27 protein-coding genes and 1 pseudogene are annotated in these 24,888 nt (G+C 69.0%); 7 read left to right on the forward strand and 21 right to left on the reverse strand.

From position 1 onward, the window contains the following. Positions 1-370: 370 nt before the first annotated feature. The 16 genes and pseudogenes from WHI96_RS24880 to WHI96_RS24955 form a co-directional block, all read right to left on the reverse strand. Positions 371-607, reverse strand: coding sequence for a hypothetical protein (locus WHI96_RS24880; protein WP_345651050.1), 237 nt, complete (start codon positions 605-607; stop codon positions 371-373). Positions 608-943: 336 nt separating this feature from the next. Further along, positions 944-1,582: pseudogene (locus WHI96_RS24885) on the reverse strand (transposase); the annotation flags it as partial. A 143-nt stretch (positions 1,583-1,725) separates the two neighbouring features. Beyond that, positions 1,726-2,103, reverse strand: coding sequence for an RRQRL motif-containing zinc-binding protein (locus tag WHI96_RS24890; RefSeq protein ID WP_337826999.1), 378 nt, complete (start codon positions 2,101-2,103; stop codon positions 1,726-1,728). Between the two features lie 23 nt (positions 2,104-2,126). Further along, positions 2,127-2,627 carry an SsgA family sporulation/cell division regulator gene (locus tag WHI96_RS24895; protein WP_337826911.1) on the reverse strand — a complete coding sequence of 167 codons (501 nt, stop codon included), beginning with the start codon at positions 2,625-2,627 and terminating at the stop codon, positions 2,127-2,129. Continuing rightward, the gene (locus WHI96_RS24900; protein ID WP_337827000.1) at positions 2,624-2,890 is read right to left on the reverse strand and encodes a WhiB family transcriptional regulator; all 267 of its coding nucleotides are present in this window, start codon (positions 2,888-2,890) and stop codon (positions 2,624-2,626) included. Before WHI96_RS24900 ends, WHI96_RS24895 begins: the two co-directional genes overlap by 4 nt. 236 nt (positions 2,891-3,126) lie before the next feature. After that, positions 3,127-5,343 carry a hypothetical protein gene (locus WHI96_RS24905; RefSeq protein ID WP_345651053.1) on the reverse strand — a complete coding sequence of 739 codons (2,217 nt, stop codon included), beginning with the start codon at positions 5,341-5,343 and terminating at the stop codon, positions 3,127-3,129. 111 nt (positions 5,344-5,454) lie between these two features. Then, a complete protein-coding gene (locus WHI96_RS24910) occupies positions 5,455-6,483 on the reverse strand; it encodes a hypothetical protein (RefSeq protein WP_345651056.1) in 1,029 nt (342 codons plus the stop codon). A gap of 6 nt (positions 6,484-6,489) precedes the next feature. After that, positions 6,490-6,936 (reverse strand): hypothetical protein, encoded by a 447-nt coding sequence (locus WHI96_RS24915; RefSeq protein WP_345651059.1) that lies wholly within the window; start codon positions 6,934-6,936, stop codon positions 6,490-6,492. Between the two features lie 10 nt (positions 6,937-6,946). Continuing rightward, positions 6,947-7,480, reverse strand: coding sequence for a hypothetical protein (locus tag WHI96_RS24920; protein ID WP_345651062.1), 534 nt, complete (start codon positions 7,478-7,480; stop codon positions 6,947-6,949). Next, on the reverse strand, positions 7,477-7,782 hold the full coding sequence (locus WHI96_RS24925; protein WP_345651065.1) for a hypothetical protein: 306 nt from the start codon (positions 7,780-7,782) through the stop codon (positions 7,477-7,479). The genes WHI96_RS24920 and WHI96_RS24925 overlap by 4 nt, the downstream gene beginning before the upstream one ends. Next, complete coding sequence (locus WHI96_RS24930) at positions 7,779-7,994, reverse strand: hypothetical protein (protein ID WP_100877208.1); 216 nt, start codon at positions 7,992-7,994, stop codon at positions 7,779-7,781. The genes WHI96_RS24925 and WHI96_RS24930 overlap by 4 nt, the downstream gene beginning before the upstream one ends. 118 nt (positions 7,995-8,112) lie before the next feature. Continuing rightward, entirely contained in the window at positions 8,113-9,144 is a 1,032-nt protein-coding gene (locus WHI96_RS24935; RefSeq protein WP_345651068.1) for a hypothetical protein, read from the reverse strand. Further along, positions 9,141-9,431 carry a WhiB family transcriptional regulator gene (locus tag WHI96_RS24940; RefSeq protein ID WP_425571685.1) on the reverse strand — a complete coding sequence of 97 codons (291 nt, stop codon included), beginning with the start codon at positions 9,429-9,431 and terminating at the stop codon, positions 9,141-9,143. The genes WHI96_RS24935 and WHI96_RS24940 overlap by 4 nt, the downstream gene beginning before the upstream one ends. A 206-nt stretch (positions 9,432-9,637) precedes the next feature. Then, the gene (locus WHI96_RS24945; protein ID WP_345651071.1) at positions 9,638-10,507 is read right to left on the reverse strand and encodes a helix-turn-helix domain-containing protein; all 870 of its coding nucleotides are present in this window, start codon (positions 10,505-10,507) and stop codon (positions 9,638-9,640) included. A gap of 4 nt (positions 10,508-10,511) precedes the next feature. After that, a complete protein-coding gene (locus WHI96_RS24950) occupies positions 10,512-11,072 on the reverse strand; it encodes a DUF6879 family protein (RefSeq protein ID WP_337826920.1) in 561 nt (186 codons plus the stop codon). Continuing rightward, positions 11,069-11,413 carry a hypothetical protein gene (locus WHI96_RS24955; protein ID WP_337826921.1) on the reverse strand — a complete coding sequence of 115 codons (345 nt, stop codon included), beginning with the start codon at positions 11,411-11,413 and terminating at the stop codon, positions 11,069-11,071. Before WHI96_RS24955 ends, WHI96_RS24950 begins: the two co-directional genes overlap by 4 nt. Positions 11,414-13,143: 1,730 nt before the next feature. On the opposite strand from WHI96_RS24955, the gene WHI96_RS24960 reads away from it, so the two are divergent. From WHI96_RS24960 to WHI96_RS24970, 3 genes are all read left to right on the forward strand, one after another. Beyond that, on the forward strand, positions 13,144-13,437 hold the full coding sequence (locus WHI96_RS24960; RefSeq protein ID WP_345651075.1) for a hypothetical protein: 294 nt from the start codon (positions 13,144-13,146) through the stop codon (positions 13,435-13,437). Between the two features lie 350 nt (positions 13,438-13,787). Then, complete coding sequence (locus WHI96_RS24965) at positions 13,788-14,450, forward strand: AAA family ATPase (protein ID WP_208622866.1); 663 nt, start codon at positions 13,788-13,790, stop codon at positions 14,448-14,450. Beyond that, a complete protein-coding gene (locus tag WHI96_RS24970) occupies positions 14,447-15,379 on the forward strand; it encodes a ParB/RepB/Spo0J family partition protein (RefSeq protein WP_345651079.1) in 933 nt (310 codons plus the stop codon). Before WHI96_RS24965 ends, WHI96_RS24970 begins: the two co-directional genes overlap by 4 nt. Positions 15,380-15,449: 70 nt before the next feature. On the opposite strand, the gene dnaB is transcribed toward WHI96_RS24970, so the two are convergent. The 4 genes from dnaB to WHI96_RS24990 form a co-directional block, all read right to left on the reverse strand. After that, positions 15,450-16,823: a replicative DNA helicase gene (gene dnaB / locus WHI96_RS24975; RefSeq protein ID WP_345651082.1), complete on the reverse strand. Its 1,374-nt coding sequence runs from the start codon at positions 16,821-16,823 to the stop codon at positions 15,450-15,452. Then, complete coding sequence (locus WHI96_RS24980) at positions 16,820-18,334, reverse strand: hypothetical protein (RefSeq protein ID WP_345651085.1); 1,515 nt, start codon at positions 18,332-18,334, stop codon at positions 16,820-16,822. The genes dnaB and WHI96_RS24980 overlap by 4 nt, the downstream gene beginning before the upstream one ends. A gap of 350 nt (positions 18,335-18,684) precedes the next feature. After that, positions 18,685-18,993, reverse strand: a complete 309-nt coding sequence (locus WHI96_RS24985; protein ID WP_345651087.1) for a hypothetical protein — start codon at positions 18,991-18,993, stop codon at positions 18,685-18,687. Between the two features lie 149 nt (positions 18,994-19,142). Continuing rightward, positions 19,143-19,394 (reverse strand): hypothetical protein, encoded by a 252-nt coding sequence (locus tag WHI96_RS24990; protein ID WP_337826889.1) that lies wholly within the window; start codon positions 19,392-19,394, stop codon positions 19,143-19,145. A gap of 754 nt (positions 19,395-20,148) precedes the next feature. Here WHI96_RS24990 and WHI96_RS24995 point away from each other — a divergent pair. The 4 genes from WHI96_RS24995 to WHI96_RS25010 all read left to right on the forward strand — a co-directional run bounded on the left by WHI96_RS24995 (position 20,149) and on the right by WHI96_RS25010 (position 24,023). After that, positions 20,149-20,622, forward strand: coding sequence for a hypothetical protein (locus WHI96_RS24995; protein ID WP_345651090.1), 474 nt, complete (start codon positions 20,149-20,151; stop codon positions 20,620-20,622). Positions 20,623-21,178: 556 nt separating this feature from the next. After that, positions 21,179-21,688, forward strand: coding sequence for an ImmA/IrrE family metallo-endopeptidase (locus WHI96_RS25000; protein WP_337826891.1), 510 nt, complete (start codon positions 21,179-21,181; stop codon positions 21,686-21,688). A gap of 129 nt (positions 21,689-21,817) precedes the next feature. Next, positions 21,818-22,816, forward strand: a complete 999-nt coding sequence (locus tag WHI96_RS25005) for a hypothetical protein (RefSeq protein WP_345651093.1) — start codon at positions 21,818-21,820, stop codon at positions 22,814-22,816. 16 nt (positions 22,817-22,832) lie between these two features. Further along, complete coding sequence (locus WHI96_RS25010) at positions 22,833-24,023, forward strand: amidohydrolase family protein (protein WP_337826893.1); 1,191 nt, start codon at positions 22,833-22,835, stop codon at positions 24,021-24,023. 87 nt (positions 24,024-24,110) lie between these two features. On the opposite strand, the gene WHI96_RS25015 is transcribed toward WHI96_RS25010, so the two are convergent. Further along, entirely contained in the window at positions 24,111-24,881 is a 771-nt protein-coding gene (locus tag WHI96_RS25015; RefSeq protein ID WP_337826894.1) for a hypothetical protein, read from the reverse strand. Between the last annotated feature and the right edge of the window lie 7 nt (positions 24,882-24,888).

Raw genomic sequence — 24,888 nt, forward strand, 5'->3', positions numbered from 1 at the left:
TGAAGCTCCTGGTCAGGCGGTCAGATCTAGTCAATCGCCCGTCTACCAGGAGCTTCACCCATCTCAGGTCACGCCACGCCGGACACTCGCTGACCAGTACGAACACGAGGTTGGCAAAGGCTCAGTGCACGTTCGGCGTGCTTGCGCGCTGTGCCCTGCCGACAGATCTGGTCCCACACCTGGCCGAGGGTGGGGCTCTGCGGGAGCGGTTCGAACGCGATCGGGTCGAGTATCTGCGCCAACATCTCGACGTGCGCAGTCGCAGGCGTGTTCTCGCGCGGTATCAGCTGAGTTGTGGGCAGGTCGCTCTGTGCGGATCGATTCATCATTTGCGGGTAGCTCCTGTCCGGTGCCGGGCGCCGACGACGTATTAGCTGCGCAGCTCGGTGGGATCTACCACGTTCCTCCGACAGTCTGTGTTCTGTAGCGCAGCGCCGCGGCGAGACTGAGCAATCGCGAACTGCTCCATTCCCCAATGCAGGGCAGAGTCGAGAACCTCGTATGCCATCCAGATGCCGACGATAAGCATCAAGCCGCCGACAAGGCGTTCAGGCGCCATGTCCGGCAGCCCCGACCCGGCGTTGCTGACGATGATGTGGATGCTCATGCCCAGTGTCAGGACAGTGGTCAGGAGCACACAGAGCCAGTTGACCTCCGGCCGCTGAATGAGCGGGAGGGCAGCCGGGTTCTCGTCGAGGTGAGGCCGCTCGCCCCGGTCATCGGTGTGGGTGGAATGCGAGTCTGCGTCTGTAGGCATGGGGGCCTTCCCGGGCTAGCCCGGAACTTTCACGGCCTGGGCGTGAGTGATCGTCATCGGTCGGTGCCGGTGTTCAGAGGCTGATTCTGGACCATGGGTATGACAGTTCGCCCGGCCTCGCTCGGGTGGGCGCCGGTTCCACGGTCCGGTTCGTGCTGGTGCTGGTCGGGACGGTCGAGGCGGGGCTCAGCCGGGTGCAGGCAGCGCGCGCAGCCGGGCCAGGCCGTCGATGAGCACCGTGGCCCAGGGCGCGTGTTCGGGCAGATGCAGCACGGTGGCGCGGGCCGAGCGAGCCAGCCGGCCGGGGATGGAGAAGATCCGCAGCCGGAGCCGTTTGGGTTCCCACCGTCGGGCGGGGTGATCGCTGAAGGCGAGCATCTGGGTCCAGGCGGTGATCTCGCAGGCCAGCGTGACCAGGGCGCACCAGATCCGGTTCTGGGCCATGTCGTGCAGGGGCAGGTTGGTCAGCCCGGTGTCCTTGGCGATGCGGATGCGGTCCTCGGCCCGAGCCCGGCGACGGTGTCGGAGTTCGAGGTCGGCGAGCTGGCGGCCTGGCCCGCCGGGGCGGGTGTTGGTAGCGAACGCGGTGAGTCGGTTTCCGTCGGCGTCGGTCAGGCGTAGTTGCGCGCCCGGGTGCGGGCGTTCGCGGCGCACGATCACCCGCATCCCGCTCGGCCAGCGGTCCAGGTCGAGTAGCCCGGTGAGTTCGACGACCGCGGCGCCGTCGCGGGGTTCGCCGTCGGCGTTGTAGGCGGGCTGCCAGGCGGACTCGGGCAGCGCGTCGATCACCGCTGTCGCGGTGTCGGGCAGGGTGAACCCGACCGAGGGGTTCCGCCGAGGCGTGCGGCAGCCTCGGCGGCGTGTGCGGCGAGGCGGTAGTGGGCCCGGCCGGGACAGGCTGGGTGGCGGCGCGGAGGGAGGGCACGATGGCCCGTGTGAGGGCTCATGGCGAGGATCTCCTGTGCAGTTCAGGCCGCGGCGTGTACGGCGGCGGTGAGCGGGGCGTGGCAGTCGAGGCAGCTGCCGAGCGAGCGTGGGATGCAGTAGCCGACGTCGCGGCTGCAGGTCGGGCAGCGGCGGCGAGCTGCGAGCGCGCGGTCCAGGGCGGCGAGCTGCGCCGTCGACGGGATCCGTTTGGGGCCGAGGTCGGCGACGTCCCACAGCAGTGCCCATCGGCGGCCGCGGCGGCACACGACCTGCGCGACAGGATCGGCTCCGCACGGGGCGAGGTCGGCGGCGCGCATCTGGCGGCGGGTCATGAGTCCAGCGGGGGCTGCCCGCCAGCGCCAGGTCGGGAGACCGTCTTGCAGCCATGCAGTCGGCTGCCAACCCCATCGCTCGGTCATGACCCCGCGCTCGGCCGGTGTGCTCACCAGAGCGGACCTTGGTCGTCGAACAGTGCGGCGAGGTCGGCCTCGGCGACGAGTGGTCCTTCCGCGCCGGGGATCACGACGTCCTCGGTGCGGTCGATGAAGTCGATGAGCTCGTAGGTGGGGAGGCCGATCTCGGCTGTTCCGCTGGGCGAGCTGAGGGTGATGAGGGTCCAGTCGCCCCCGGGAAGAGCATGGGTGCCGATCTGGACGTCGCGGGCGAGGCGCTGATCGGTGTCGTCCACCTCGGACGAGGCCGTGGTGAGGCCGGCGGAGAGCAGCTCACGGCCGATGCACCAAGTGACGCTGGCGGTCTCGCCGCAGGTTCGGAAACTCACCTCCAGCTCGAAGGGCTGGCTGCGGCGATAGGTCATCTCGACGTAGACCGGCAGCGCACGCATGGCGAGTACGGGGGCGAGCTTGAGCTGGTAGATGCGCCCGGTGATCTGGGTGCGCACCTCGTCAAGGCCGAATCCGCCGCGGGTGGGCTGGATGGTCATCGGGTTCCCTCCGTCTGCCGCTCGCGACGGAGGTGCCGCCGCTCCCGCTCGGACAGGCCACCCCAGATACCGAAGCGCTCGTCGTTGGCCAGCGCGTACTCCAGGCACTCGGCTCGGACCTCGCAGCCGGAGCAGATGCGCTTGGCCTCCCGGGTGGAGCCGCCCTTCTCGGGAAAGAAGGCCTCGGGGTCGGTCTGAGCGCACAGTCCGAGCTCACTCCAGTCCAGTTCGACGGGCGGAGGCTCGCTGAGGAGTGCCAGCAGGTGGTCGAGGTCGAGGTCCTGAGGGACGCAGGAGGGGCCGGGATGCTGCGGCGAGGCCGTGGCGCTCCCGGCGCTGCGGGTGGTCGGCTGGGACACTTCGTTCTCCGATCGATGAGGTCGGAGCGGCCCGGGCGGGATCTGTGGAAGGTGAGCGCTCGGGCCGCCTCATGTACAGACGATCTCTTATAGCAAGTACAGTACCGGGTACGGTACTTGTTAGCTAGTGGAGTTGCCGTTCATCCGGTCTGGCTTTCGGCCTCGGCTGGTTCCCACTGTCCGTGGGCGATCTTGCGGGCGAGCCCCATGTCGGCGAGCGCGCCGAGCGCCTTGGATACGGCGGGGGCCTTGAGATCGGTCGCGGCGACGATCTCGCCGGTGCGGTGATGCCCGGCCTGGAGCGCGTGTAGAATCTCCTGCTGGCTGGTGGGGAGTCCTTCGATGTCCGGGGCGGTCTGGGCGCCGTCGTGAGCCGGAGAGCTGGTCGGACGTGGGTGCAACGCGACGACGTTCTGCGCGCTGAGCGCGGACGGGATCTGCAGGCCTTGCATGAACGCCGGCAGTGCGGCCTCAGCAGCGTCGCTTTCGGTGGTGTGAGGGGCGTCGCCGGGCTCGCCGGACTCCTTGCGGCGCCGCCAGGCGTGGAGCTTCTCGACCTGCGCGGCGAAGCGGGCGCTCGGGCTCTGCTCGATCGCGGGCTGGAAGTCGCGCATGGCCAGGGCGGTGTCCTCGTCGAGCGCGCATGACGGGAGGGCTGTGGCCCATTCCCCCAGGTCGGGGGCCCAGGCGACGCGGCCCATCGACAGGCGGCCACCGGCGATGGCGAAGCAGTAGCCACCGCCAGGGGGCAGGGACCCGGGGGTGACGGCCATCCCGCCGACCACCGCGTTCTCGCTGCGGTTCATGTTGCGGAAGGCGAACAGGTTGCGGGCCATCAGGTAGCCGCGCAGCACGGTGCTGTTGCCGTAGTCGCCGGCGAGCAGGGACTGGGTCCCGACGACCACGGCGACGCCGTACTTGCGGCCGATCCGCACGACACGTTCGAGGCGCGGGATGAAGTCCTGCGCTTTGAGCCAGTCGTCGCTGCTGAGCCGCTGCAGCTCGTCGATGATCCACATCAGGCCAGGGATGGTGGTGCTGGGCAGCAGCTTGCGCAGGGGGCTTTGCTGCGAGGGGTCGGTGATCCGGACCGGGCCGTCGGGGCCGTCGGTGAGGGTGGACTTGAGCAGGCTGCGGATCTCCAGGGCGGCCTCGATGGCTTCGAGCTGGGCGAGCACCTGGCGGGGCCCGGCCTCGGCCCAGTCGCTGATGTCGTTGAGTACGGGGCTGGACCCACCGTCGGGGTCGCCGTCGCCAAACAGCAGGTGCCAGGCGCCGCTCTGCTTGATACCGAGCCCGATCGCCTCGAGGCAGGCTGACTTTCCGGATCCTGGCTCGCCGGTGACCAGGCCGTTGCGCACGCCGATGTCCTCGACGGCGTAGAACTGCATGTCGCCCTCGCCGTCTGCGAACGGGCCGAGGGGGATGACGCCGTTGTCGTAGCGCGGGCCGAGGTAGGGGATGCCGCCGGAGAGCAAGTCGCGCACGATGACGGTCAGGTAGGCCCAGCCTTCGTTGTCCTCGTGCGGTTCGATGATCAAGTTCTTCGCCGAGACGCCGAGTGCGCCAGCGATGCGGGGGCGGCGGCTGAACACGTCGTCGAAAGAGGCGTCACCGGCCGGGGTGCGCACGGTCCAGCGGATGGCGCGGCTGAGGTCGACGCGGTCGGTGAGCATGGATCCGGGCAGTGCCTTGCCGCGGCGGCTGACGCTCTCGGACCAGCGCTGGGCCAGCGTGTCGCCGTAGTCACCGCTGGTGGTTTCGTCGCTCGCCTCGGGCAGCTGGGGAGCGTTGGGGTCGACGTCGGGGATGCTGTGCTGCTTCATCCAGTTGGCCCAGGTCGCGGCAGCGCCTCCGGCGAGCAGCCCCGTCATCGTCCAGCTGGCGGGGCCGACGGCAGAGGCGGCGGTGATCCAGGCCGCGGTGCCTGCGCCTGCGGCCCAGGACTGCCGGCGCCAGAAGGCCGGGATGCGGTTGTGGAGCAGGGCGCGGGCACCGGCGATCGCTCCGAGGGAGGTGAGACCGATGCCGGTGGTCGTGGCCAACTCGGCGCCGGGGCCGGCGGCGAGGCCGACGAGCTCGGTCAGCCCCCAGCCGAGGTAGCCGGCGGCGGCCGTGGCGGAGGTCGCCAGGTAGGGGGCACGGCGGGCGGCGTTCTCGGCTCGGATGTGATCGTGGTGATCGCTGATCGCCGACCGCCGGGGCGTCTCCTTGTGCAGCACGGTGGCGGGCTGGCGCACGGCGAGCTCGGTGGAGGGGGCGGCCGGGCTGGCGTCCTCGTCGACCAGGCGCTGCAGGGCGCGGGCCAGGACCTCTGGGGTGAGGTTGGTGCCGGCGACGCTCTGCTGCCTGGGCATCGCAAGTCCCTTCGTCGTTGTGGTGCCGGAGTGCTTGTCGGAGTGCCACCGCTCCGCCGCGACGCGGGTGCCCAGCGACCGGGGGTCGGTCCTGGGGGCGGGGCTGTCGGGCTAGGAGCGAGTGCCGATGTAGGTGCCGTTGACGGTTCCGGCGAGGGTGTCGTCGCTGAGCACCTGGTCCTGGGTGTTGAGGTGCCGGCCGAAGTGGGTCTTGGCCTCACCGGCGGAGCTGGTGAACAGCTGGGCGTTCTCGCGCATCTGCTCGAGCAGGCGGATGGGTTCGCCGCTGACGCCTGCCTGCGTCAGGGAAGCGACGGACTGATCGAGCTCGGTCAGGAGTCGCTGACCGACGTTCTGCATCTGCTCGCAGAAGTGGTTGGCACTGCCGGGATCGAGGGTCTCGCCGCTGGTCAGGTTCGGGTTGGCGCCGGTCATCGGGATGTCCTTTCGGATGGGGTGGATCGTGGCGGTCGGCTGGTGTTCGGCCGCGGGCTGTGGCTCGGGCTCGGTGTCGGGCTCGGGGTGGATGGCTTCGGGCTGCTGGTTGTGGTCGGGTTCGTGTTGGTCGGGCTTCTTGGGGACCTCCGGGGGGTCGTCGGTCGGGGTCTCCTCGACCGGTGCGGGTTCGGTGTGGTCGGTGGGCGGGGCTGGGGTCGGCTCGGCGTCGATGACGACCGGGTCGGCGTTGTCAGGGCGGCGGGGTGGGCGTTGGGCGGTGGTCGGCCGCGGCCGCCAGTGCGGGTCGGTGGTGCCGCCGAATCGCTGGCGGAGGTTGCGGGCCAGGCGCTGTCGCAGCAGGTCGCCGTCGGCATGGCGCTGGTGGCGTTCGCGGCGTCGCTCGGTGGCGTAGCCCCAGGCGTCGGACCACCACTCCCCCATCGCTGCCCGTGCGGGCCCGGGCGGGCGAGGGCCGCGGGGATGGGCGATGCGGTCGGCGATGCGTTGGGCCAGTGCGTCGCCGACGCTGGGGCCGGTGCGGCGGCTTTCCCGGGCCATCCGGCGCTCGTGGGCGCGTTCGGCGCGGCGCTGGCGGTCGCGCAGGCGCGGTGGTTCGGTGCCGCGGGCGGTGGCGATGAGCTCGGTGCCTGCGTAGCGGGCGAGTCCCCAGGTGATGAGCGCGACCAGCACGAGCGTTTCCATCGTCGATCACCCCACGAACCACTGCTGGGCGATGGATCCGGCGTTGCCCATGCCGGTGGCGACCAGGCGGTAGAGGCCGTAGAGGATCGGCACCCCGCTGGCGAGACCGATGGTCGGCGCCGCGAGCGCGAGCCAGGGGTGGATGCGGTTGGGCCTGGCCGTCTTCGGGAAGATCCCCTTGATCACGACCTCGAGGGTCATCACGATGGCGATCCCGCCGAGGATGACTGCGCCGCCGAAGCCGAGCAGGCGGGTCGCCAGGGGGGTGGCGTTGGCCGCTACGCCGTAGGCCTGGGCGATGAGCGCGCCGATGAGGCCACCGATTCCGGTCCCGGCAACGAGGAAGAGCAGGCTCGTGGTCTTGCGCATGTCGTCGTGGTAGTAGAGCCAGAGGCCGAACAGCAGGGCCAGTGCGGCGATGCTGCCGGTGCCGGCGAAGGCTGCAGCGTTCATGTCGTTCTCCTCAGTTGATCCAGCAGAAGGGCGGCCAGTAGGGCCAGGTCAGGAACTCGGGTATGAGCAGGCGGACAACCGGGATCTGGTCGAGCGCGGTCGCGACGGTCAGCAGCAGGAAGGCGACCGTCCAGAGGCGACCCGGGGTCCGGGCGGCCCAGGCGATCAGGGCGCCGATGACCAGGACGGGTGCCTGGATGCACCAGACGTGGACGACCGCGGCGCGGCGCAGCGGGCCGGTCTGGGTGGTCGTCCAGGCGCCCTGACGGGCCAGGGCGAGGCTCTGCTCCAGGCTGGCCGGCTGCTCGTGGACGAAACGCAGCTCGGTCGCCGCGGTGGTGGCCGCATGCCGGGCTCGCTGGCGACGATTGGGAAGGGTCGGCCACGCCGCACGCGGTCGGTCGACCTCGACCGCTGGCTCGCCGTCCGGGTTCGCGGTCGGGGTGGCCACGGTGGCACGCGGGCTGGGCTGGGCTGGGGTCTCCTGCTGGCCCGAGTCGGGTGCCGCGGTGTCGAGGTCGGCGACGGCGTCGTGCTCGCTCATGCGGGGTCCTTTCTCGGGCTGAGGGGCTCTTGTGCCTGCATGCGCAGCAGGTGGTCGCCTGCTTCGATGAGCTGAGTGATCACGGCGCCGACGAGTTCGGCGGCGGCGTCAGGCCGGGGGTGGCGCCGGCTGGCGGCACCTCGGAAGTAGTCGAAGGCGCACACGGCTCGTTCGATGTCGGTGGTGGTCTTGGCGAATCGGGTGGCGAGCTCGGCGCGGCGGCGGTCCGGGCGGGAGCGGCGCAGCGTGGGTGGCAACTCGCCGGCCGCGGCCGCCGCCTTGCTTCTGCGGTGCCCGCTCATCCCAGGCACCGCAGGTCGTAGAGCGGCAGGCCGGTCTCGGCGACGGCGATCTCGGCGAGGTAGGCATGGCGGGCCAGGCCGCCGATCCGGTCGGCGAGCTCGAGCACGTGCGCCCAGATCTGGTGCGGGTCGTCGACGGGGGCGTCGATCGGCTCGCTGGTCCGGTGGCGTTCGGAGCCTGTGACCAGCGTGATTGTGATCCGGTCGGACATGAGGTGCGCTCCTGGAGGTCGGAGGGGTCCCCTCCCCGGCGCCTGGGGGGGTGTGGCGCCGGGGAGAGGACTTGCGGCGGTAGCGCCCCGGGCCGGTGGCCCGGGCGCATGGTTGGCGCTACCGCGGGTCGAGGGTTTGCTGGACGAGCTCGTAGGCGTCACCGGCGAGCTGGGAGCGGACCTTGCCCACGCCGAACCGCTTGCGGATCGCCTCTCGCGACGGCGAGCCGGAGGCCGAGACCGGGATCTGCTGGTCGTCGATCGCGCGGCGGGTCCGCTCGTAGAGCACGACGGTGTCGGCGGTCTGGTCGGTCAGCCGCGAGGGCTGCAGCTCCTCGTAGAGCTCGGCGAAGATCGGCCGGAACACCGAGTGCAGCAGATGCTGAACGACCACCGCCGCAACGACCAGCAGTGACGGCAGGGTGTGGGCGAGAGTCGACCCCGCGTCGAAGCCGTAACGCAGCCCCCACGGGACGACCGTCAACACCAGCGAGGCCAGCGCGAGACCGCCGTCGAGGAAGTAGAGGCCTCGGGGGACCTGGCGGCTGTTCTGTACTGCAGTGAAGCCGATCAGGAGGCTGACGACCAGCAGCACCGACGCCATCGGCTCGATCAGGTAGCCCACCCACGGCCCGTCCACGCCGACGACACCGTCGTGCACGGTCGCCGACATGAACACCACGCCGAAACCGATGAGGGTCGGAGGCACGCAGGACAGCGCGACGTAGCGGCGATAGGTCGCGGCGAGGCGCCGGTTGGGGTTGAGCAGGCGGTCCTTGCTGGTCCGTGCCCTGTCGATCCAGCGAGCTTCCTGCCTGTCGCGTCGGGTGCCGGCGACCTCGGCGAGCGCGGTTCGGCGCCGCTCGGCCCGCCGGGCACTGCGGATCCGCTCGGTGACCTTGCGGTCAGCTCGCCGCTCTCGTTCGGACAGTGCTTCGTGCAGGGCCGGGTCGTCCTGGAGGGCGACGAGGCCTCGAGCCTGGTGAACCTGGCGAGCCAGAGCCCGGACCTCGTCGGTGTCGGCGACGCTTTCCTCGACCGGGTCGTCTTCTCGCGTGGTGCCGGAGGGGATGAGCTCGCTCCCCCACTGCTCGGCCGAGAGCGTGGACGGCGGCGTCGGACGGTGGCCGTTGCTGGTCGGGGCGCTCATCGGATCCCCGCTCGTCGTGCCGCGCGACGCCGCAGCAGCGCGTTCCGCTCGTCCTCGCTGAGTCCACCCACGACGCCGTGGGTGAATGCGCCGGGCCGAGCCAGGGCCTCGGCCCGGCAGGCCTGGAGCACTGGGCAGTGACGGCAGATGGCCTTGGCCTCGGCGATCTGCTGCAGGGCCGGCCCAGCGGTGCCGACGGGAAAGAACAGCTCGATCACGTCGGTATCGGCACACGGCAGACGGCCGGGCACCGCCTGCGGGTCGACGTGTCTGGGTACGGTCTTCACGGGCGCCTGGCTTCCTCGTGATGGGGGATCGGTCCGGTTGTCCACTCAGATGCCTCGGCGGTCGCACCCGCCGGGGCATCTCTACTTCCAGACTAGTCCGTGACTAGTCGCGAGTCTAGTCGCGGGTTCTCGCGACTGGCCCTGCGCGCGCAAAAATGGCCCACGACCAGCCAGTTCGCTGATCGCGGACCTTAGTCGTATTGCGACTATCTCGTGGTGTTCGAGGAGAGGTCGGCGCGGAGGCGGTCGAGCAGGGCGAGTAGAGCGGGTCCGTGCTCTGCGGACCGCTGTTGCTCGGCGAGGAACTGCTCGTAGAGCTTGACGTCGGCTGGGTCGGTCACTTCCTGCTCGGCGGTGAGTGTCTCGATCTCGACGGTCGTGGGTGCGTCGTCGTAGCGCAGGAGTACGAAGGAGTGCAGGGGGCGGACCTCGGCACGCTCCTGCGTCTCGCGGGAGAGCACACCGATGCGCACGTTGGGGAGGCTGGCCAGCGCGGCGATGCGGTCGAGCTGAGCGAGCATCACCGAGGCTGGACCGGGACGCCATCGCAGCGCGGTCTCGGTCATGACCAGGTCGAACTGCTTGGACTCGTCGAACAGGACTGTCTGACGGTTCATCAGCGACAGCACCGCGGCGGGGATCTCCGCGGCGGGGAGCAGGCTGTGGATCTCGCGCAGTCTGCGCGCGTAGTCCGGGGTCTGCAACAGCCCGGGAACGACCTCGGACTGATACACCCCGATCCCGCTGGTCGTTGCGTCACGCCGAGCCCTGGCGTCCTGCTGGCTGGGCCCGTCGGGGCGGTTGCTGTTGCGCCACGGCCGTACCCGGGTCCCCGCCTCCTGGGCGAGTGCGCGCAGCTCTGCACGGACGTCCTCGTCGGCGTGGACCGTGTCGAGCCACTGCTCGATGTCGGCAAGTACGAGGGCGGAGTGGCCGTTCTCCATCTTGGAGGTCTTGCTCTGCGACCAGCCGAGCTGCTCACCCAGGGCCGCAGCCGAGAGCCCAGCGGCCTGGCGGAGCTCCTTCAAGCGCGCCGCCAGGCGCTGGTGCTGTGGGTGGATGTCGGCGTGGGTCAAGGGGTTAGCTCGCAGCGCGCTCAGGGGTCTCGGCACCCGATCGTGGGGCCGGGACCAGTCGGTAGTCGTCGAACGGGACGGACAGCTCGACCGCGCGCCGACGGATGGCGATGTAGGGGGCGGGATCGCTGGCTTGTGAGACGCCGAGGAAGTGCCCTTCGTCGTCGAAGTGCTGCAGCACCACGATCCGCTCGTCGAACATCCAGAAGTCCTGCCGAGTCCAGGCGTCGTCGCCCGTGCTGAGCCAGTGTCGGTCCAGAATGCGGACTTCCTCGCCGGCGCGGATGTTCTCCCGGGGGTAGCAGAGCAGCTGGAACCGTGTGTAGTCGGTGACCGGGTGGCCGAGCAGCCGGACCCTGCCGAAGTACTTGGCCCGGCCGACCTGGGCGTGGACGTTGGCCAGCCAGTCGTCGTTGTCGACCGTGCGCGCCGGGAACGGCTTGTCGGCGAGGAAGGCGTCGAAGTCCGGGTCCTCGCCGGGGATCGCGTAGACGTCGCGGCATTCGAGCCGGAACGCGGAGTGCTCGTAGGTGCGGTAGAGCTCGTCCAGGTCTTCGGGGGTCATACGGCCTCCCTCGTCGCTTCGTCGACGGCCGTGAGCACGTCGCTCACCAGGACCTCGTGGGCGCGTTCTCCCTTGGGGCACACCAGCGTCGTCGGGGTGCCGGACACCACGAACCACTCCCCCGCCGCTCGGATGTTCTCGGACCGCGGCGCCGGCACGGCACCGACGGACAGGCCGTGCATCTGCAGTTCGCGCGCGGCGCGTTCGACGATGTCGCGCGGCACCCGCACCGTCCGAGCGGATGCGATGTAGCCCTGCACGATCACCGCCCCCCGCTCGGTCAGCCATGCGGTCGGACAGTTGCCGTTGCGGCACTCCATCGTCCCGGCGAGCAGCTGCATGCTCATGAGTTCGCCTTCCCGTTGAGCCGCGATCCTAGTACCTCGAAGACTAAGTGCGACTAGTCGGGCTGGCAACGGTGTCGGACAGACCGGGCCCGGGCCCGGCGTCGAGCTCAGGAGCCGTGGAAATTTCTGGCCTCGCACGCGCACGCGTACGTCGCGTTGTCCGGGCCCGCCACCGCGGTAGGAGGCCGCGGGGAAATTTCCCGGCGCCCTGGGGAGCAGCTCGGCGCTCGGTGCGCGTGCAAGGGACGCGCCGCCGCCGCGGACCAGCTCGTCGGCGACGTCGACCGCGAGCGCGCCTGGCTGCTTTCCGCCGTGGCACGGTCTGCTCGTTGCTCGGCGGTCTACTCCCGGACCTCGTGCAGCTTCTCAGCCAGACGGACCCACGCCGGCCGGTCTCGGTATGGCCCGATGCCGCGGCTGTGGCGAGTGAGAGATGCCGAGTGCCTACGACGCAGGCGACAGCGCCCACGCCCCCGGCTCTCGGCTCCCGGGGCGCACTAAGCGCGAGCACAGGTGCTTCCTGCGCTCGTTGCCACCGCGCCCCGGCCCCGCCAGAGCGCGGGGGTCAGCTGGGCGCGGGCTCTCGATCCGGCCGGGCCGCGGGACTCACGGACTCAACGGGCCGCGCCGAGCTCGCCTCTGGGAGTCACGGTCCGCAAGGTTCTCCGGGTGTGGGCGCCGGGCCTTCACGACCTCCAGGGCCGGCGCCACCCCACAGCTCGCCGCGCCACCGTCGCCGAGGGTCGGTGGACGAAGACCACCGCCGTCCCGCTCGAGCCGGGAGTTTCTCTGAGCACTAGCCCGGCGCACGGAGTGACGCCCACGCGACACACGCGTAGGTGCAAGGCCGGCCGTCAGGCAGCCACGTGCTCGGTCACCCCGCCCCAGGTTGCGGCGCCCCCGCATCGATAAGGCCGGGGCCACAGGCCCACCACTTCCGAGCCGTTGAGCGCCCCGAGCCGCGCCGGATCGTCGAACGGTGCTCTGGAGCACCGGACGGGGCGATACTCGGCTCCGACCGCCTGGCACACACTCGGGTAGCTCGCCACCACGACGCTGACCAGCGCATATCCTGCAGGTCGCCGACTCGGTAGCGCCCGCAGACAGCATAAAACGCGCATATCGGGCATAGCTCACTCTCAGTGGGGCTGACTGAGCTGTCGTTGCCGACTCTTTCCCGCTGCCACCGGAGAAGACGTAGTCGCTGGTCAGGCGCACATTGAGTCCGGAACTGATAGTGGAACTTCCCCTCGGAGATCAGGTCCGCGTGGCGAGCCCCCAACTGAGGCCGTTCCAGCTGGTCAGAGGCCGTCTGTAAGGACTCGAACGGATCCCTCGCCACCGAAGACGCAACCGCAATGACACGCCGGGCGCGCGGGGCCGGGATAGCTGCACCCGAACACGGTGACCACGCCTCGCGGTGGTGCGCGACACCACCTCGTCAACTGATGATTCCTCGGTCCGTCGCACCAAAGCCGTCCATTCGGCCCGACGGCCGGGGCCAGCGTCAGAAATGCGCTGGTCCGGCTGGGCCTATCCGGCCGAAGGACGCTGGCGTGACGGCGCCTGCTGCGCCGGCGCGGACACCCTCAGCCGGGACCTCGCCCGGCAGCTTGGACACGTAGTAACCCACTCCTGCGGAGGACACACTCGCTGAAAGTGCTCAGTCAGAGCGCTGACATCGGTACAGTTCTCGGTACCGGACCGAGGTGAGGAGGGCAGGGATGCGCGAGAGTTCGCTGGTCGCCAGGCCAGACGAGCACGGACATGAGGTCCTGGTCGCCTACCGGCCGGTGCACTTCACGTTGGACGACACCGCGCGCGCGATGAATGCCGTCGTGGACCCGCACCTGCGGAAGGTCTCCTCCCGCGCTCGCGTTGGGCGCAGCCGAGTCCGTGATGTCCTGCGCCAGATCGCGATCGACGGCTGGCCCGAAGGGTTCGCGGCCGACCCCGATCGGGTCGATTACTGGCGGAGCTGGCTGGTCGCGCAGGGTGTATTCCAGGCCGACGACTGAAGCCACCGTCGCTGAGTGAGCGATAACCGGGTTATCGGTCCCCGCTCCCCCGTCGCAGCGTCGTTGGGTGGTCGCCGTCTCGCACGGCCTCGGCGCGCGTTGCTGGCGAGAAGCTTCGTTGGCGACCTCGACCCCCAAGCAGCGCTCCCGGTCCGGCAGCGCCAACATCGATAGGTCCCAGCTCCCAAGTCGACAGCGCGCTGACGGCGATAACCCGGTTATCGCGCGGCCCTGACTCAGAACCGCACACGCCGGGGGATGACCGCGGAGCGCGGACCCACAGCTGGCATCATCTGCTCTGACTTATCCGAAGTAGCGGCCCAACTCCGGGCCGTGAAGTCCACGGAGAGGTGGCCATCTTGGCCAGAGTTCATGCTGTGTGCTGCCAGAAGGGCGGCGTCGGCAAGACCACGATCACCGTCAACCTCGCTGCTGTCGTCGACCAGGTGCTCGGAGGTGACGATCCGTCCGTCCTGGTCGTAGGCACCGACCCGCAGCGATCGATGGACTGGTGGGCAAGCAGGGTCGGCGATGACATCCCATTCGCCTACACCGAGACCGACAGCCCCAGTGATCTGGAGAGGTTGCGAGACGCCGACTTCTCGCACGTGTTCGTAGACACCCCGGGCAGCCTGGAGAATGAGCACATTCTCCGGTCGGTCCTGAAGAGCGCCGACGACGCGATCGTCCCGATCACGACAGAGCCGCTCACCTTCGTACCTGCCGACACGACCATCACCCAGGTCATCGAGCCCCTGGGAGTCCCCTACACCGTGGTCGTGAATCTCTGGGATCCACGCGACGGCCGAGTCGATCTCGACGACACCCTGACCTTCGCCCGCAAGAAGAACTGGCCGCTCGCGAACTCGGTCATTCGTCGTTACAAGATCCACAGTCGGGCGGCAGCAGAGGGTGTCGTCTGCACCCAGTACGCCAAGAGTCGTGTGGCCTTGGAGGCCCAGCAGGACATCCTGCGGCTGGCGCTCGAACTCGGCTACGGGCGCACCCGATGAGCGAGGCGGCCGCGAGCAGCGCGGACTCCGCAGCCGGGTCGTCGGCGAAGAAGCGCAAGCGCGGGCGGGTGTCTTTCGGCTCCGACGTCTTCGCCGCGCAGGCCTCGCTCCAGGCAACAACGGATCCCGGCGTGTCCCAGCGCCGCATCCCGCTATCCGACCTGGCCCACAATCCGCGCAACCCTCGCTACGGGTACGACGGCCCCGCGATTCTGGAGCTCGCCGACAGCCTTCGGGAGCACGGGCAGCTGCAGCCAGCGACGGTGGTCGCTCGGGATGTCTACCTCGCTCACTACCCGGAGGATGCGGATCAGATCGGGATCGCGGCGTGGGTGGTCCTCATCGGAAACCGCCGGCTCGCGGCGGCCCGCTTGGCGGAGCTGCCTCACCTCGTCGCCTCGGTCGAGGACCGACTCGGGGGAGCGGACCCGATGCTGGCGGAGGCCACGCTGGTCGAGAACATCCACCGTCAAGACCTTCCCCCGCTGCTGGAGGCCCGCGAGCTTCAAGGTCTCGTGGAACGACATGGCTCGCAGCGCACGGCGGCGAAGCGGGTGGCGAAGACCCAGGCCTGGGTTTCGCAGCGGCTGTCGCTGCTCAAGCTCACCCCAGACTTGCAGGAGAAACTCCGCATCGGCGAGATGTCGGTGAAGGAAGCTCGAACCGTGGCCTCCGCTCCGCCGGAAGAACAGGCGGAGAAGCTGGAGGCGTTGCGTCGTCAGTCGACGGCGGGGGAGCGCGCTCGACCTTCCGGAACTGAGGCTCCGGACCAGCCCGCGAACGACTCGCCTTCTCCCGCTCCGGCGGCGGACCAGCCCGATCGGGATGCGGCGGTCGACGTCGACAAGATCGCGCGCCGCCTGCGTCGACAGCTCGACGACGACGGACTGCAGGCTCTGATCGATGCACTGACAGTGCTCCGACACTGAGGCGATAACCCGGTTATCGCCGCGCCGTACGCGGTGGAGCGATAACCGGGTTATCGCCGTTGGCCGAGCCTCAGCCGTGGGCGAGGTCGGAGAACCGGCTGTAGTGCAGCTGGTGAGCGACGGTGATCGTCGTGGTCGGGCCGTTACGGTGCTTGGCCAGGATCAGGTCGGCCTCACCGGCGCGCGGGTCGTCCTGCTCGAACGCGTCGGGGCGGTGCAGCAGGACCACCATGTCCGCGTCCTGCTCGATCGAGCCGGACTCACGCAGGTCGGACAGCATCGGCCGCTTGTCGGTGCGCTGCTCGGGACCACGGTTCAGCTGGCTCATCGCGACCACCGGGACCTCGAGTTCCTTGGCCAGCAGCTTGATCTGCCGGGAGAACTCCGAGACCTCCTGCTGGCGGGACTCGACCTTGCGGCCCGAGGTCATCAGCTGCAGGTAGTCCAGGATGATCAGCTTGAGGTCGTTGCGCTGCTTGAGCCGGCGCGCCTTGGCCCGGATCTCCATCAGCGTCAGGTTCGGCGAGTCGTCGATGTAGAGCGGTGCCTCGGAGATCTCCGACATCCGCCGCGCCATCCGGGTCCAGTCCTCGTCGGACATCCGGCCCGCCCGCATGTCGGCCAGCCGGATCCGCGCCTCCGCCGACAGCAGGCGCATCACGATCTCGGACTTGCTCATCTCCAGGGAGAAGAATGCGCTGGTCATGCGGTGTTTGATGGAGCAGGAGCGGGCGATGTCGAGGCCGATCGTGGATTTCCCGTAGCCGGGGCGCGCGGCGACGATGATCATTTGGCCGGGGTGTAGGCCGTTGGTGATGGTGTCGAAGTCGGTGTAGCCGGTGGGGACGCCGGCGGCGAGGCCGCCGCGTGCGGCGATGGCGTCGATTTCGTCCATGGTGGGCTGGAGGAGTTCCTCGAGGACCGTGTAGTCCTCGGTGGTGGTGCGTTCGGTGACCTCGTAGACCGCGGCCTGGGCGCGGTCCACGACCTCGTCGACCTCGCCGCCCTCGTTGCCGTGGTAGCCGAGCTGCACGATCCGGGTGCCGGCCTCGACCAGCCGCCGCAGGATCGCCTTCTCCCCGACGATCTCGGCGTAGTACGCGGCGTTGGCCGCCGTCGGCACGGTCGCGATCAGGGTGTGCAGGTACGGCGCACCACCGAGGCGCACCAGCTCGCCGCGCCGCTGCAGCTCCGCCGACACCGTCACCGCGTCGGCCGGCTCGCCCCGGCCGTAGAGGTCCAGGATCGTCTCGTAGACCGTCTGGTGCGCGGGCCGGTAGAAGTCCTCCGGCCGCAGCACCTCGACGACGTCGGCGATCGCGTCCTTGCTCAGCAGCATGCCGCCCAGCACCGACTGCTCGGCCGTGAGGTCCTGCGGTGGCTGGCGGCGGTCGTGGGTGTAGTGGGTGGCTGGGGGAGTGGTGTCGATGGGCTGGGCGGTCATCGGAACCTCCGGGCGCGGAAGGGGCGGGGGGTGCGGCGTGGTCCGTTGGCGCGGTCGGCGCGGGCGCGGGCGAGGGCCCGCTCGTGAGCGGTGGCGGCGGTCGGCTCGTGCGGCGGGGCTGGGGCGGGCGTGGTGGGTGCCGGCGGCTCGGCGACCGGCACGCTCGGGGCGGTGGGGCGGGCGCCCCTCGTCTCATCGAGCGTCTTGCTGATCTGGGTCAGGTGGCTGGTGCGGCTCTGCGGGGTGGCGACCTCGGCGTCGGGGCGGGGCGCGTTGCGGCGGGCGTGGAACTCGCGGGCCCAGCGGCGCACGAGCTGGGACTCGGCGGTGGTGCGCTCGGTGGCGGTGGCGGGCAGGTCGGTGGGGGACAGCTCGGTGGCGCCGTAAGGCAGCCGCTGGGCGGCGGCGTGGCCGCGGGCCAGGGCGGCCGAGCGGCGCTGGCGGGCGTCGACGGTGGGCGAGACGAGCGGGCCGTTGGTGTCGCGCCACCAGCTCAGGCGGTGGCGCAGCCAGCCGTCGGGGCTGCGCAGCTGGTGGGCGGGGCAGCGGTAGGCGGGTTCGGCGGGGCCGTCGGGGCGGGGCCGGTGTGCGAGGGCGTAGCGCAGGTCGTTGTTGGTCCAGCCGGCCTGCCACCAGGTGCGGGTGATGGAGCGGATCCAGCGCGGGGTCAGGCGGCGCAGGGCCGGGTCGGTGCGCAGCTCGGCGGCCGCGGCGAGCATCTCGGCGCCGGTGACCGGGACCCGACGATCGAAGTGGCCGCCCTGCTTCTCCTCCTGGCCCGGCCCGTCAGGGCCGTATGCGGCTGCCGAAGGTGGGCTGACCTGCGAACTGTGGATGCACGCTCTCGCGCGTGTAGGAACCCCTGTAGAAGTCTTAGAAAGATCTTTAGGTGTGTGGGTTGGGGTCCAAGTTGTGTCTGTAGTGGTCTGTGCGGCGGCGTGTTCGGTGCTCGGGTCGCGCGGGTCCGGCTTGGTCGGGACGGCCTGCTCGGCGGCCTCTGAGGCGGGTACGCGGAGCTGGTAGACCGCGGCCCGGTTGCCGGTGAGGTGCTGCAGGGCCAGCGGGCGGAACTGCGGGGTGGTGCCGCCCTCGATGCGCAGCAGCCAGCCGTGGTGCTGGAGTTCGGCGAGCCAGCGGGCGGTGCTGCTGCGGCGCCATCCGCTGGCGTGCTGCAGGCGGTCCCAGGTGGGCCAGCTGGTGTGGTCGTCCCAGTCAGCGCGGCGGGCGAGTTCGGTGAGCAGGCCGCGCAGCCGTTCGGCGGCGTCGCGGCGGACCTGCTGGTACCAGGGCGAGGCGAGCAGGGCGCGGAACCAGTCCAGCGCGGTGCGGGGGAGCAGGGTCGCGACACCGGCGAGTAGCTCGTCGGCGGCCGCGGTGTCGTCCTCGGTGGTGTCGGTGAGCTCGGCGGGGGAGATGTCGCCGCCGCCGGCGAACCAGCACGGCGCGCAGACGATCGAGCGGAGCGGGGTGTTACGCGCGATTCCCGACCGACGTCGGCAGCTGACGCACATCTGGGGGAGTTCGATCGTCCCCGGATGGGTCGGCCAGGACGCCGGCAGCCCTGCCGGTAGCGGCAGAACGGGCTGCACGAGGAGTCGAGATCCCGTGTTGGGGTTCGACTCACGTGACGCACAGCGCGATGGTGCTGTGCGAACTTCGGGACGCGCGCTACTATGAGAGCGCGCAGGCAAGCGTTGCGCCTCCCTTCTGGGAGGGGCTGGGTGTAGGAGTTGGCGCTCCGAACCCCGTTACGTTGGGCCCGTTCCTCTTGGCCGGAGGGACGGGCCCTAGCGCGTTTCAGGGGTGTGCACTCAGCCCGGATGTTCGATTGTCGGGACGCCGCTGCGGGCGGCGACCGAGGTCACGCAGACCGTTTGAGCGCCTCCTGGGATGGCTCGTCGGCGAGACGCAGCTGGTCGTCCTCGGTGCTGGTTCGCCGGTTGGGGAGCATGTCGGTGAGCGTGGCAGCCGTGGCCCGCACCTTCTTCGGGTCCTCGAGCGCCATCAGGATCGCCGCGAAGATGTAGTCGGTGCGCGTCAGCCCGAGGGCTTCACGCTCGTCGTCGATCCGGTCGTTGATCTCCGGCGGGACACGCGTCCCGACCAGCTCTCGCGGACCCTTGTAGCGCTTCGCGGCCCCGTTGCGGCCGCGCGGCCTCCGCTCGCTCATGCGCGGCATCCTGTCAGCCGTACCTGTTACAGACCTCTCCGACGCGCCGATGCCACCAGGTCGGATTTTCATTCGATTCGTCCTCTCGCACTCGCCACCGCCTGCTCATCGACGGGGCAAGGCGCTGTCTCTGGGGCAGACTTGGGCCGCTACTCAAGGTGCTCGATGACCGACTGCACGACGACGAGCGCGCTCCGCACGTGCCGCGCGGGGGTGTGCTGCTGCGCAGCGGTGGCTGTCTCGGGGCTACCGACGGTCTGAGCGGCGGCCAGAAGCGCTTGTGCCGCTTTGATCAGGTCGCCCCGGATCCAGTTGGGGTCGGGGTCGCTCTCCGGCCCAGCGCTGTCGAGAGGGCCGCTCGGGGCGGGGATGCTCTCGACAGCGGGCAGCACCTGGTGCACGGTGACCAGCCTCCTGTGCTCAGTGTCGGGTGCGGTACGGACAGAGCATCGACGTCCCGACGACCGCACCGACCCCGCAGCGCCTTGCTCTGGGCACGAGGACCCGGATGTCGACTCGGGTCGGTCGATCGAGGGGTCGCGCCGAGACGAGGGGCGTAGGCGCGATGACGGCGCGGGGCCTGCAGGCTCGGGAGGACTCGCCGATCCAGCGGCTTCCGTGCCGAGGCCCGTCGCGCGCCACTGCGGGCCCGTACGGGCCTTCGCCTTGGGCATCGCTACCGCCCCGTCTTCTGGGAGAGGCCGTTCGGCCAGTCCTCGGTCAACCGCTTCGGCACGACTCACCTCTCCTGCGACTTTCCGGCTTGGTATGGCGAGGAGCGAAACTAGGTCGCTCCGCTGCGTACTATCGCCTCGCCCCTGTACAGACGCCACCTTCATGCTAGCGAACACACCATCAGGTGAGACCATGACGCGATACCAACGTGGCGACCGCGGCGCAGGGCCGGCGCCGCGCACCCACAGATCGAGCGGCAGCCCTGGTGGGTCTCAGACCTGCGGCAATGGCGTCGAGGCGCAACTGCAGTAGGCTAGATGGACGATCCGTCACTCGTCATGCATATCAGCGAAACTAGGCGGATGCAAGATTCGCTGTGCGGCATCACCCACCTACCCCCCGGCGATGACACCCTCCTAGCGGCGACGGCGTCAGCGGCTACGATGGCCAGGAAGGTCAGAAGAAGAGAGAGGCACGTCCATGTCCGAGGCTCAGGCAGATAGTCCAGCACTCGACTCACTGGCCGAGCGGATCAACTACTTGTTCGCGAAGGTCACCCCTGAAGGTGGCGAGCGCTCGGAGTACACCGGGCAGGAGGTGATCGCTTGGCTACGCGAACACGGCTATGAGCTGTCGGCCTCTCACCTTTCCGAACTGCGGCGCGGTATCAAGATCAACCCCACCATGCGAGTCATCGACGGTCTCGCTCGATTCTTCGCGGTCCGCGTCGGCTTCCTGCATGGTGACCCGGACGCGGTCCGCGACGTCATCGCCGAACTCCGACTTCGTCGGGCCCTGCGTGAAGCGCAGGTAACCGATATCGCCGCGCGGGTTGCCGGGCTCGACCCGGCTCAGCGCCATGCAGTAGCTGACTTCATCACACAGATGGTGTACGAGCAGGGTTCCGGCTCGACGGGGGCTGACTCCTCCCCGGCGGGTGGCGCCAATGCATAACCGGTCTTCGTTCGCTCCGCTCGAACCCTCCCGAACCGAAACCGGCTAATGAGCTGTCCTCCAGCCGGCACCCTGGGCGGTGCCTCCGACGGGTTATCGGTCCGAGTCACGCGCCTCTTCAGCCTGGTTCGCGTACCCGTCGAAGCAGAAACACCGCCCTTCTGGCAGCCTTTAGACGACCACCTCAGAGAGCGGCTTCGGCTCGGTACGTCACTGAACGAAGCCGAACAGGTGCTGGCGTCGCATCTGAATTCCCCAGTCGAAGATGGCGCGCTGTCTACCCGACAGCTGAACGCTGTCCTGCAGCACCTGGGTGCACCGGCCAACTATTTCGACCTGGCGCAGCCGCGATATGAAACTGAGACGCAGCTTCTACTGACGCAGTTAGAACACATGGGTATCTCCGCATTTCGACTGTGCAGGGCGCACGTGCGTGAATTCGACCGGGTAGCAGCCCTGCAACTGCTGGTCGATGTGGCGACCGGGGTGGCCCCTCGGTCTCGCGAAATTGACTCCGCCCAGTAGGATCTTGGAGCAAAGGATGCCAGGACGGACGGTGACGAACTCTGTGAACGAGCGCCAGCTCCGTAGCCAGGCCAGAAAGTTGCTGCGCAACCTGGGGTATCGCCGGACTCCTCCACCGGCCGAGCTGTGTCGTGGCTTATCGGGCCAGCTCGGCGTCCCGATCGACCTAGCGGGCAGAAGTCTTCCGACCGTCAGATCGTTCGGCTGCGTCATACCGTTTCCCGACAAATACCTCATCACGTACCTGACTGATCTGTCGGTCGAGCGTCAGAACTACACAATCTACCACGAAATCGCCCACATCTTCCTCGGGCATCTCGACGCAAGTGGAACCGGCACTCCGATGCTGTGCGGTTCCCTTCTCGTCGATCGAGACGCTCCACCGAGCGGTTCTCACTATGACCAGCACGCCGAATGGGAGGCTGAGACGTTGGGAGCCATACTCTCGGACTGGTCAAAGCTGCCTATCCGGGCCAGCTGGGCTGACCTAGGACGTACAGGCGAAGCGCTCGGAAGCGCTTTCGGCGGCCGGGGCGTGTGAAGCTCGGTGCCGACTCTCTTGACCATCGCATGCGGTGTGGCCTTCGTATGGACTCTTACGCATGCGCTTCGATCACCCGCGTCGCTCGATCCCTGGGCAGGAGTACTCTTCAGCGCCGGTCTCGGATTGATGGTGCTCCTGGACGGGAGGGGCTTCGCCGGATGGGTCGACGCTGCAGTCGGCCCCAACACAGCAGGCTGCATACGCAATCTCGTTCTAGTGGGCGCTTTCGCGTCGATGCAGTTCTTCTATCTCCGCAAAATTGCCGAATACCGCCCACGTCAACGGCGCTACGCTGAAGCGGTCGCACTACTTGTCACAGTGGCTGCAATCCTCATCACGCCACTCTTCGTGAAGCCGCCGTTCAGCTTGCAGTTCACAAATGCGAACATCCAGCACCCGCCCGTGCTAGTGTTCTTCCTTACTGTAAGCGCCTACCTCGTTTACGCCTGCCTCACGCAGATCGTGTGGTCCAGTCGCGACATCCTCCCCTTGTACCGGGAGCGGGCATGGGATTTTCTTGTCGTGGCTGTCTCGCTCACTGTTGGCTGCAGCTGCTACCTCATCCTGCTAGGCGCTCGTATCACGTACTACTGGCAAGCGCTAGTCGGGGCGCACATCTCCATCAACTTCTGGTCAGGAGGGTTACTCCTGATCCGCACAGCAGTGCTGGCTATGCTCCTTGCCGTCATTTACCCGGCCGCCGTTGATGATATCCGCCGCGCGCTCCATCGTGCCGGGCAGCTGCTGGGCTACGTACGGCTAGGCTCCCTGGACTCGGTGGTCCGAGCTGTCTACCCGGAGCTCGTCAGACCTGACACCCCGGCCGGCAGCAGCGATACCGCGGAGGAGGGGCGGCGACGCTGGCCGTCGCGGCTGTCCTGCGAGCTGCGCGAGGCGCGTTGTAGCGACGGGTACACGCGTATGTACAACGTCTATGCGGGGTACAACAGCGACCAACGAGCTAATGTCGCAATTGCGGTGAACGAGCTTCGGCAGATGCCTGACGAGCTCCCGGAACGTGCACGAACCGGGCAGGCCGGGCCGCTCATGGAAGTATCCAGGTGGCTACGTAGACGGCGTGTTCCGCAGGTGATATCGGAACAGCACGTCAAGCATACGGACTAACGGAGGACCGGGAGTAGTGGCAACAATCTATGTGGGGGACCGGCTCATCTCGGCCGGGCAGATACTGCCCGACGGTCGGGATGCGGTGCTCGTCTCACGTGGCCGCATCGAGGCCGTAGGGAAGGCTGCAGAGCTCATCGCCGCCGCCCCCGAGGCGTCGGTCTCGCGGTTCGCCGGCTACAGCATCACGCCCGGTCTGATCAACAGCCACGTGCACCTGGCCGGTGACTGCAGCACGTCGTCGTTCGCCACTCTGTGCTCCGGCGCGCCGGACGAGGTACGGGCGGTGATCCGAGGCAACGCCCGCGCATGCCTGCGGGCGGGCTGCACGACCGTGCGGGATCTCGGCGACGCCCGGGGCTACGTCGCCCGATTCCGGGACGCGACCGCAGATGTGGACGGCGTACGCCCGCGGATCCTGTCCGCAGGTTCTCCGCTCACGATTTCCGGCGGACACTGCTGGTATCTCGGCGGGATCGCCGATACAGCCACGGAAATCCGCGACGCCATTGATCGCGCAGCCGAGACCGCCGACCTCATCAAGATCATGGCGGGCGGAGGCTACGTGACATCGGAGGGGCCCACGCCCTTCGACGCGCAGTACTCCACGGAGCTCCTCCGAGTCGCTGTCGACCACGCGGCGCACTACGGCCTCACAGTCGCAGCCCACGCGCACGGAACAGAACCGATCGTCCGGTGCATCGAGGCCGGAGTTCACACGATCGAGCACTGTGGGTGGCGGTCCGGGCCCGGAAAGCGGGACCAGAACGACTGGGCGGTCCGGCAGATGGCCCAGCAGGGATCGGCCGCCGGCGACACGACCCCCGCCGTGTGGCGAGAGATTGCTAAACACGTCACGACGCCCGATTACCAGTACGGTGGCCAGCTGACCTGGATGGCCGAGAACGATGTGACGATCCTGGTCGGGACGGACTCCGGAGTTCCTGGCACAGCGTTCGATCAGCTGACGCTGAGCATGGAGCTCTACGAAGAACTCGGCTTCACGCGCAGCAGCATCATCGACATGGTCACCACCGGGGCAGCGCAGACCCTGGGGCTCGGCGACGAGACAGGAGACCTCAGGGCGGGGCTGGCCGCGGACCTGCTCATCGTCACCGGCAATCCGCTCGACGACCTCGGCGCGCTACATCGTCCGCACCGGGTCGTCGTCCAGGGCGCCGAGTACTCCCAGGACGAGCTCGACTGAGGTTGTGTGCGGGCCGGTCTCGTCCCTGCTGACCGCTCTGATTGGTCTTGGACCGGGGGATCACCAACACGGCCCGGCTCGTAAGGGTCATCTCGCCGCGGCCAGCGCCGCCCGGAGTTTCTCAACCCGGGCCAGGGTCGTGCGGAGGCGGTGGCGATGGTCCAGGGCCAGCGTCGACGGATGCGCTCGCAGCTCGGCTGCCAGTAGACCGGCCAGCGCAAACGTGGCCGGTGTGAGGACGTCGTCCTGGTAGTCGACAGCGAGTTCGTCCGCCCAGTCTCGGATGTCGTCGGCCGCTGTGTCAGCGTGGTTGTCGTCGGGCGTGGTCTGTTCAGCGCCTTCGGTCTCGCGCAACAACCATCGGGCGTGCCCGACAAGCGCGAGGAGCACCGGCCGGACCTCGCCGCGATGGTGATCGAGCCAGGACTGGCCAGCGTCGCGCTGGCGAGCACCGCGGCGGGCTTCTCGCCCGAGCTGCTCATCGGGCCGGTTGTTGGCCAGTAGGGCGTCGAGACGGTCCAGACGATCGCGGACTCCCTGCCGAGACCGGATCCCGAGCGGGGCTCCCAGCTCGGTGGCCGATAGCCCGAGCGTGATTCCTTGGCGGAGCAGGCGCCGTTCCCGGCGCCGCTCCTCCCACCAGCACCAGCTCGACAGCACCACGGCGTCGTGGTGGTCTGCGGCCTGGATCCATCGTGGGACGCCGGCAGTGCCTCGGTTGAGGACGAAGGTGACGACGTCACGTGGGTCGCTGCCCAGCTCTGACCTGCGCGGATCGTCGATGCGGTCGTGTCGTTCGACGATGCGTGTGATCGCAGCATCGCGCTCGGCATCGGTGATCCGGGGCGGGGTCGCCATGGCGTCA

Source organism: Pseudonocardia tropica, from assembly GCF_040105315.1.
Classification (GTDB): domain Bacteria; phylum Actinomycetota; class Actinomycetes; order Mycobacteriales; family Pseudonocardiaceae; genus Pseudonocardia; species Pseudonocardia alni.

What these genes read in the sequence shown, in the direction of transcription:
- WHI96_RS24955 (WP_337826921.1), bottom strand. Translation starts at nt 11,413, where the DNA reads ATGCAGCTGCTCGCCGGGACGATGGAGTGCCGCAACGGCAACTGTCCG.
- WHI96_RS24950 (WP_337826920.1), bottom strand. Translation starts at nt 11,072, where the DNA reads ATGACCCCCGAAGACCTGGACGAGCTCTACCGCACCTACGAGCACTCC.
- WHI96_RS24980 (WP_345651085.1), bottom strand. Translation starts at nt 18,334, where the DNA reads ATGTGCGTCAGCTGCCGACGTCGGTCGGGAATCGCGCGTAACACCCCG.
- dnaB (WP_345651082.1), bottom strand. Translation starts at nt 16,823, where the DNA reads ATGACCGCCCAGCCCATCGACACCACTCCCCCAGCCACCCACTACACC.
- WHI96_RS24995 (WP_345651090.1), top strand. Translation starts at nt 20,149, where the DNA reads ATGTCCGAGGCTCAGGCAGATAGTCCAGCACTCGACTCACTGGCCGAG.
- WHI96_RS24925 (WP_345651065.1), bottom strand. Translation starts at nt 7,782, where the DNA reads ATGAGCGGGCACCGCAGAAGCAAGGCGGCGGCCGCGGCCGGCGAGTTG.
- WHI96_RS24895 (WP_337826911.1), bottom strand. Translation starts at nt 2,627, where the DNA reads ATGACCATCCAGCCCACCCGCGGCGGATTCGGCCTTGACGAGGTGCGC.
- WHI96_RS24930 (WP_100877208.1), bottom strand. Translation starts at nt 7,994, where the DNA reads ATGTCCGACCGGATCACAATCACGCTGGTCACAGGCTCCGAACGCCAC.
- WHI96_RS24905 (WP_345651053.1), bottom strand. Translation starts at nt 5,343, where the DNA reads ATGCCCAGGCAGCAGAGCGTCGCCGGCACCAACCTCACCCCAGAGGTC.
- WHI96_RS24985 (WP_345651087.1), bottom strand. Translation starts at nt 18,993, where the DNA reads ATGAGCGAGCGGAGGCCGCGCGGCCGCAACGGGGCCGCGAAGCGCTAC.
- WHI96_RS24915 (WP_345651059.1), bottom strand. Translation starts at nt 6,936, where the DNA reads ATGAACGCTGCAGCCTTCGCCGGCACCGGCAGCATCGCCGCACTGGCC.
- WHI96_RS24890 (WP_337826999.1), bottom strand. Translation starts at nt 2,103, where the DNA reads ATGACCGAGCGATGGGGTTGGCAGCCGACTGCATGGCTGCAAGACGGT.
- WHI96_RS24910 (WP_345651056.1), bottom strand. Translation starts at nt 6,483, where the DNA reads ATGGAAACGCTCGTGCTGGTCGCGCTCATCACCTGGGGACTCGCCCGC.
- WHI96_RS24920 (WP_345651062.1), bottom strand. Translation starts at nt 7,480, where the DNA reads ATGAGCGAGCACGACGCCGTCGCCGACCTCGACACCGCGGCACCCGAC.
- WHI96_RS25005 (WP_345651093.1), top strand. Translation starts at nt 21,818, where the DNA reads ATGGTGCTCCTGGACGGGAGGGGCTTCGCCGGATGGGTCGACGCTGCA.
- WHI96_RS24960 (WP_345651075.1), top strand. Translation starts at nt 13,144, where the DNA reads ATGCGCGAGAGTTCGCTGGTCGCCAGGCCAGACGAGCACGGACATGAG.
- WHI96_RS25015 (WP_337826894.1), bottom strand. Translation starts at nt 24,881, where the DNA reads ATGGCGACCCCGCCCCGGATCACCGATGCCGAGCGCGATGCTGCGATC.
- WHI96_RS24970 (WP_345651079.1), top strand. Translation starts at nt 14,447, where the DNA reads ATGAGCGAGGCGGCCGCGAGCAGCGCGGACTCCGCAGCCGGGTCGTCG.
- WHI96_RS24880 (WP_345651050.1), bottom strand. Translation starts at nt 607, where the DNA reads ATGAGCATCCACATCATCGTCAGCAACGCCGGGTCGGGGCTGCCGGAC.
- WHI96_RS24935 (WP_345651068.1), bottom strand. Translation starts at nt 9,144, where the DNA reads ATGAGCGCCCCGACCAGCAACGGCCACCGTCCGACGCCGCCGTCCACG.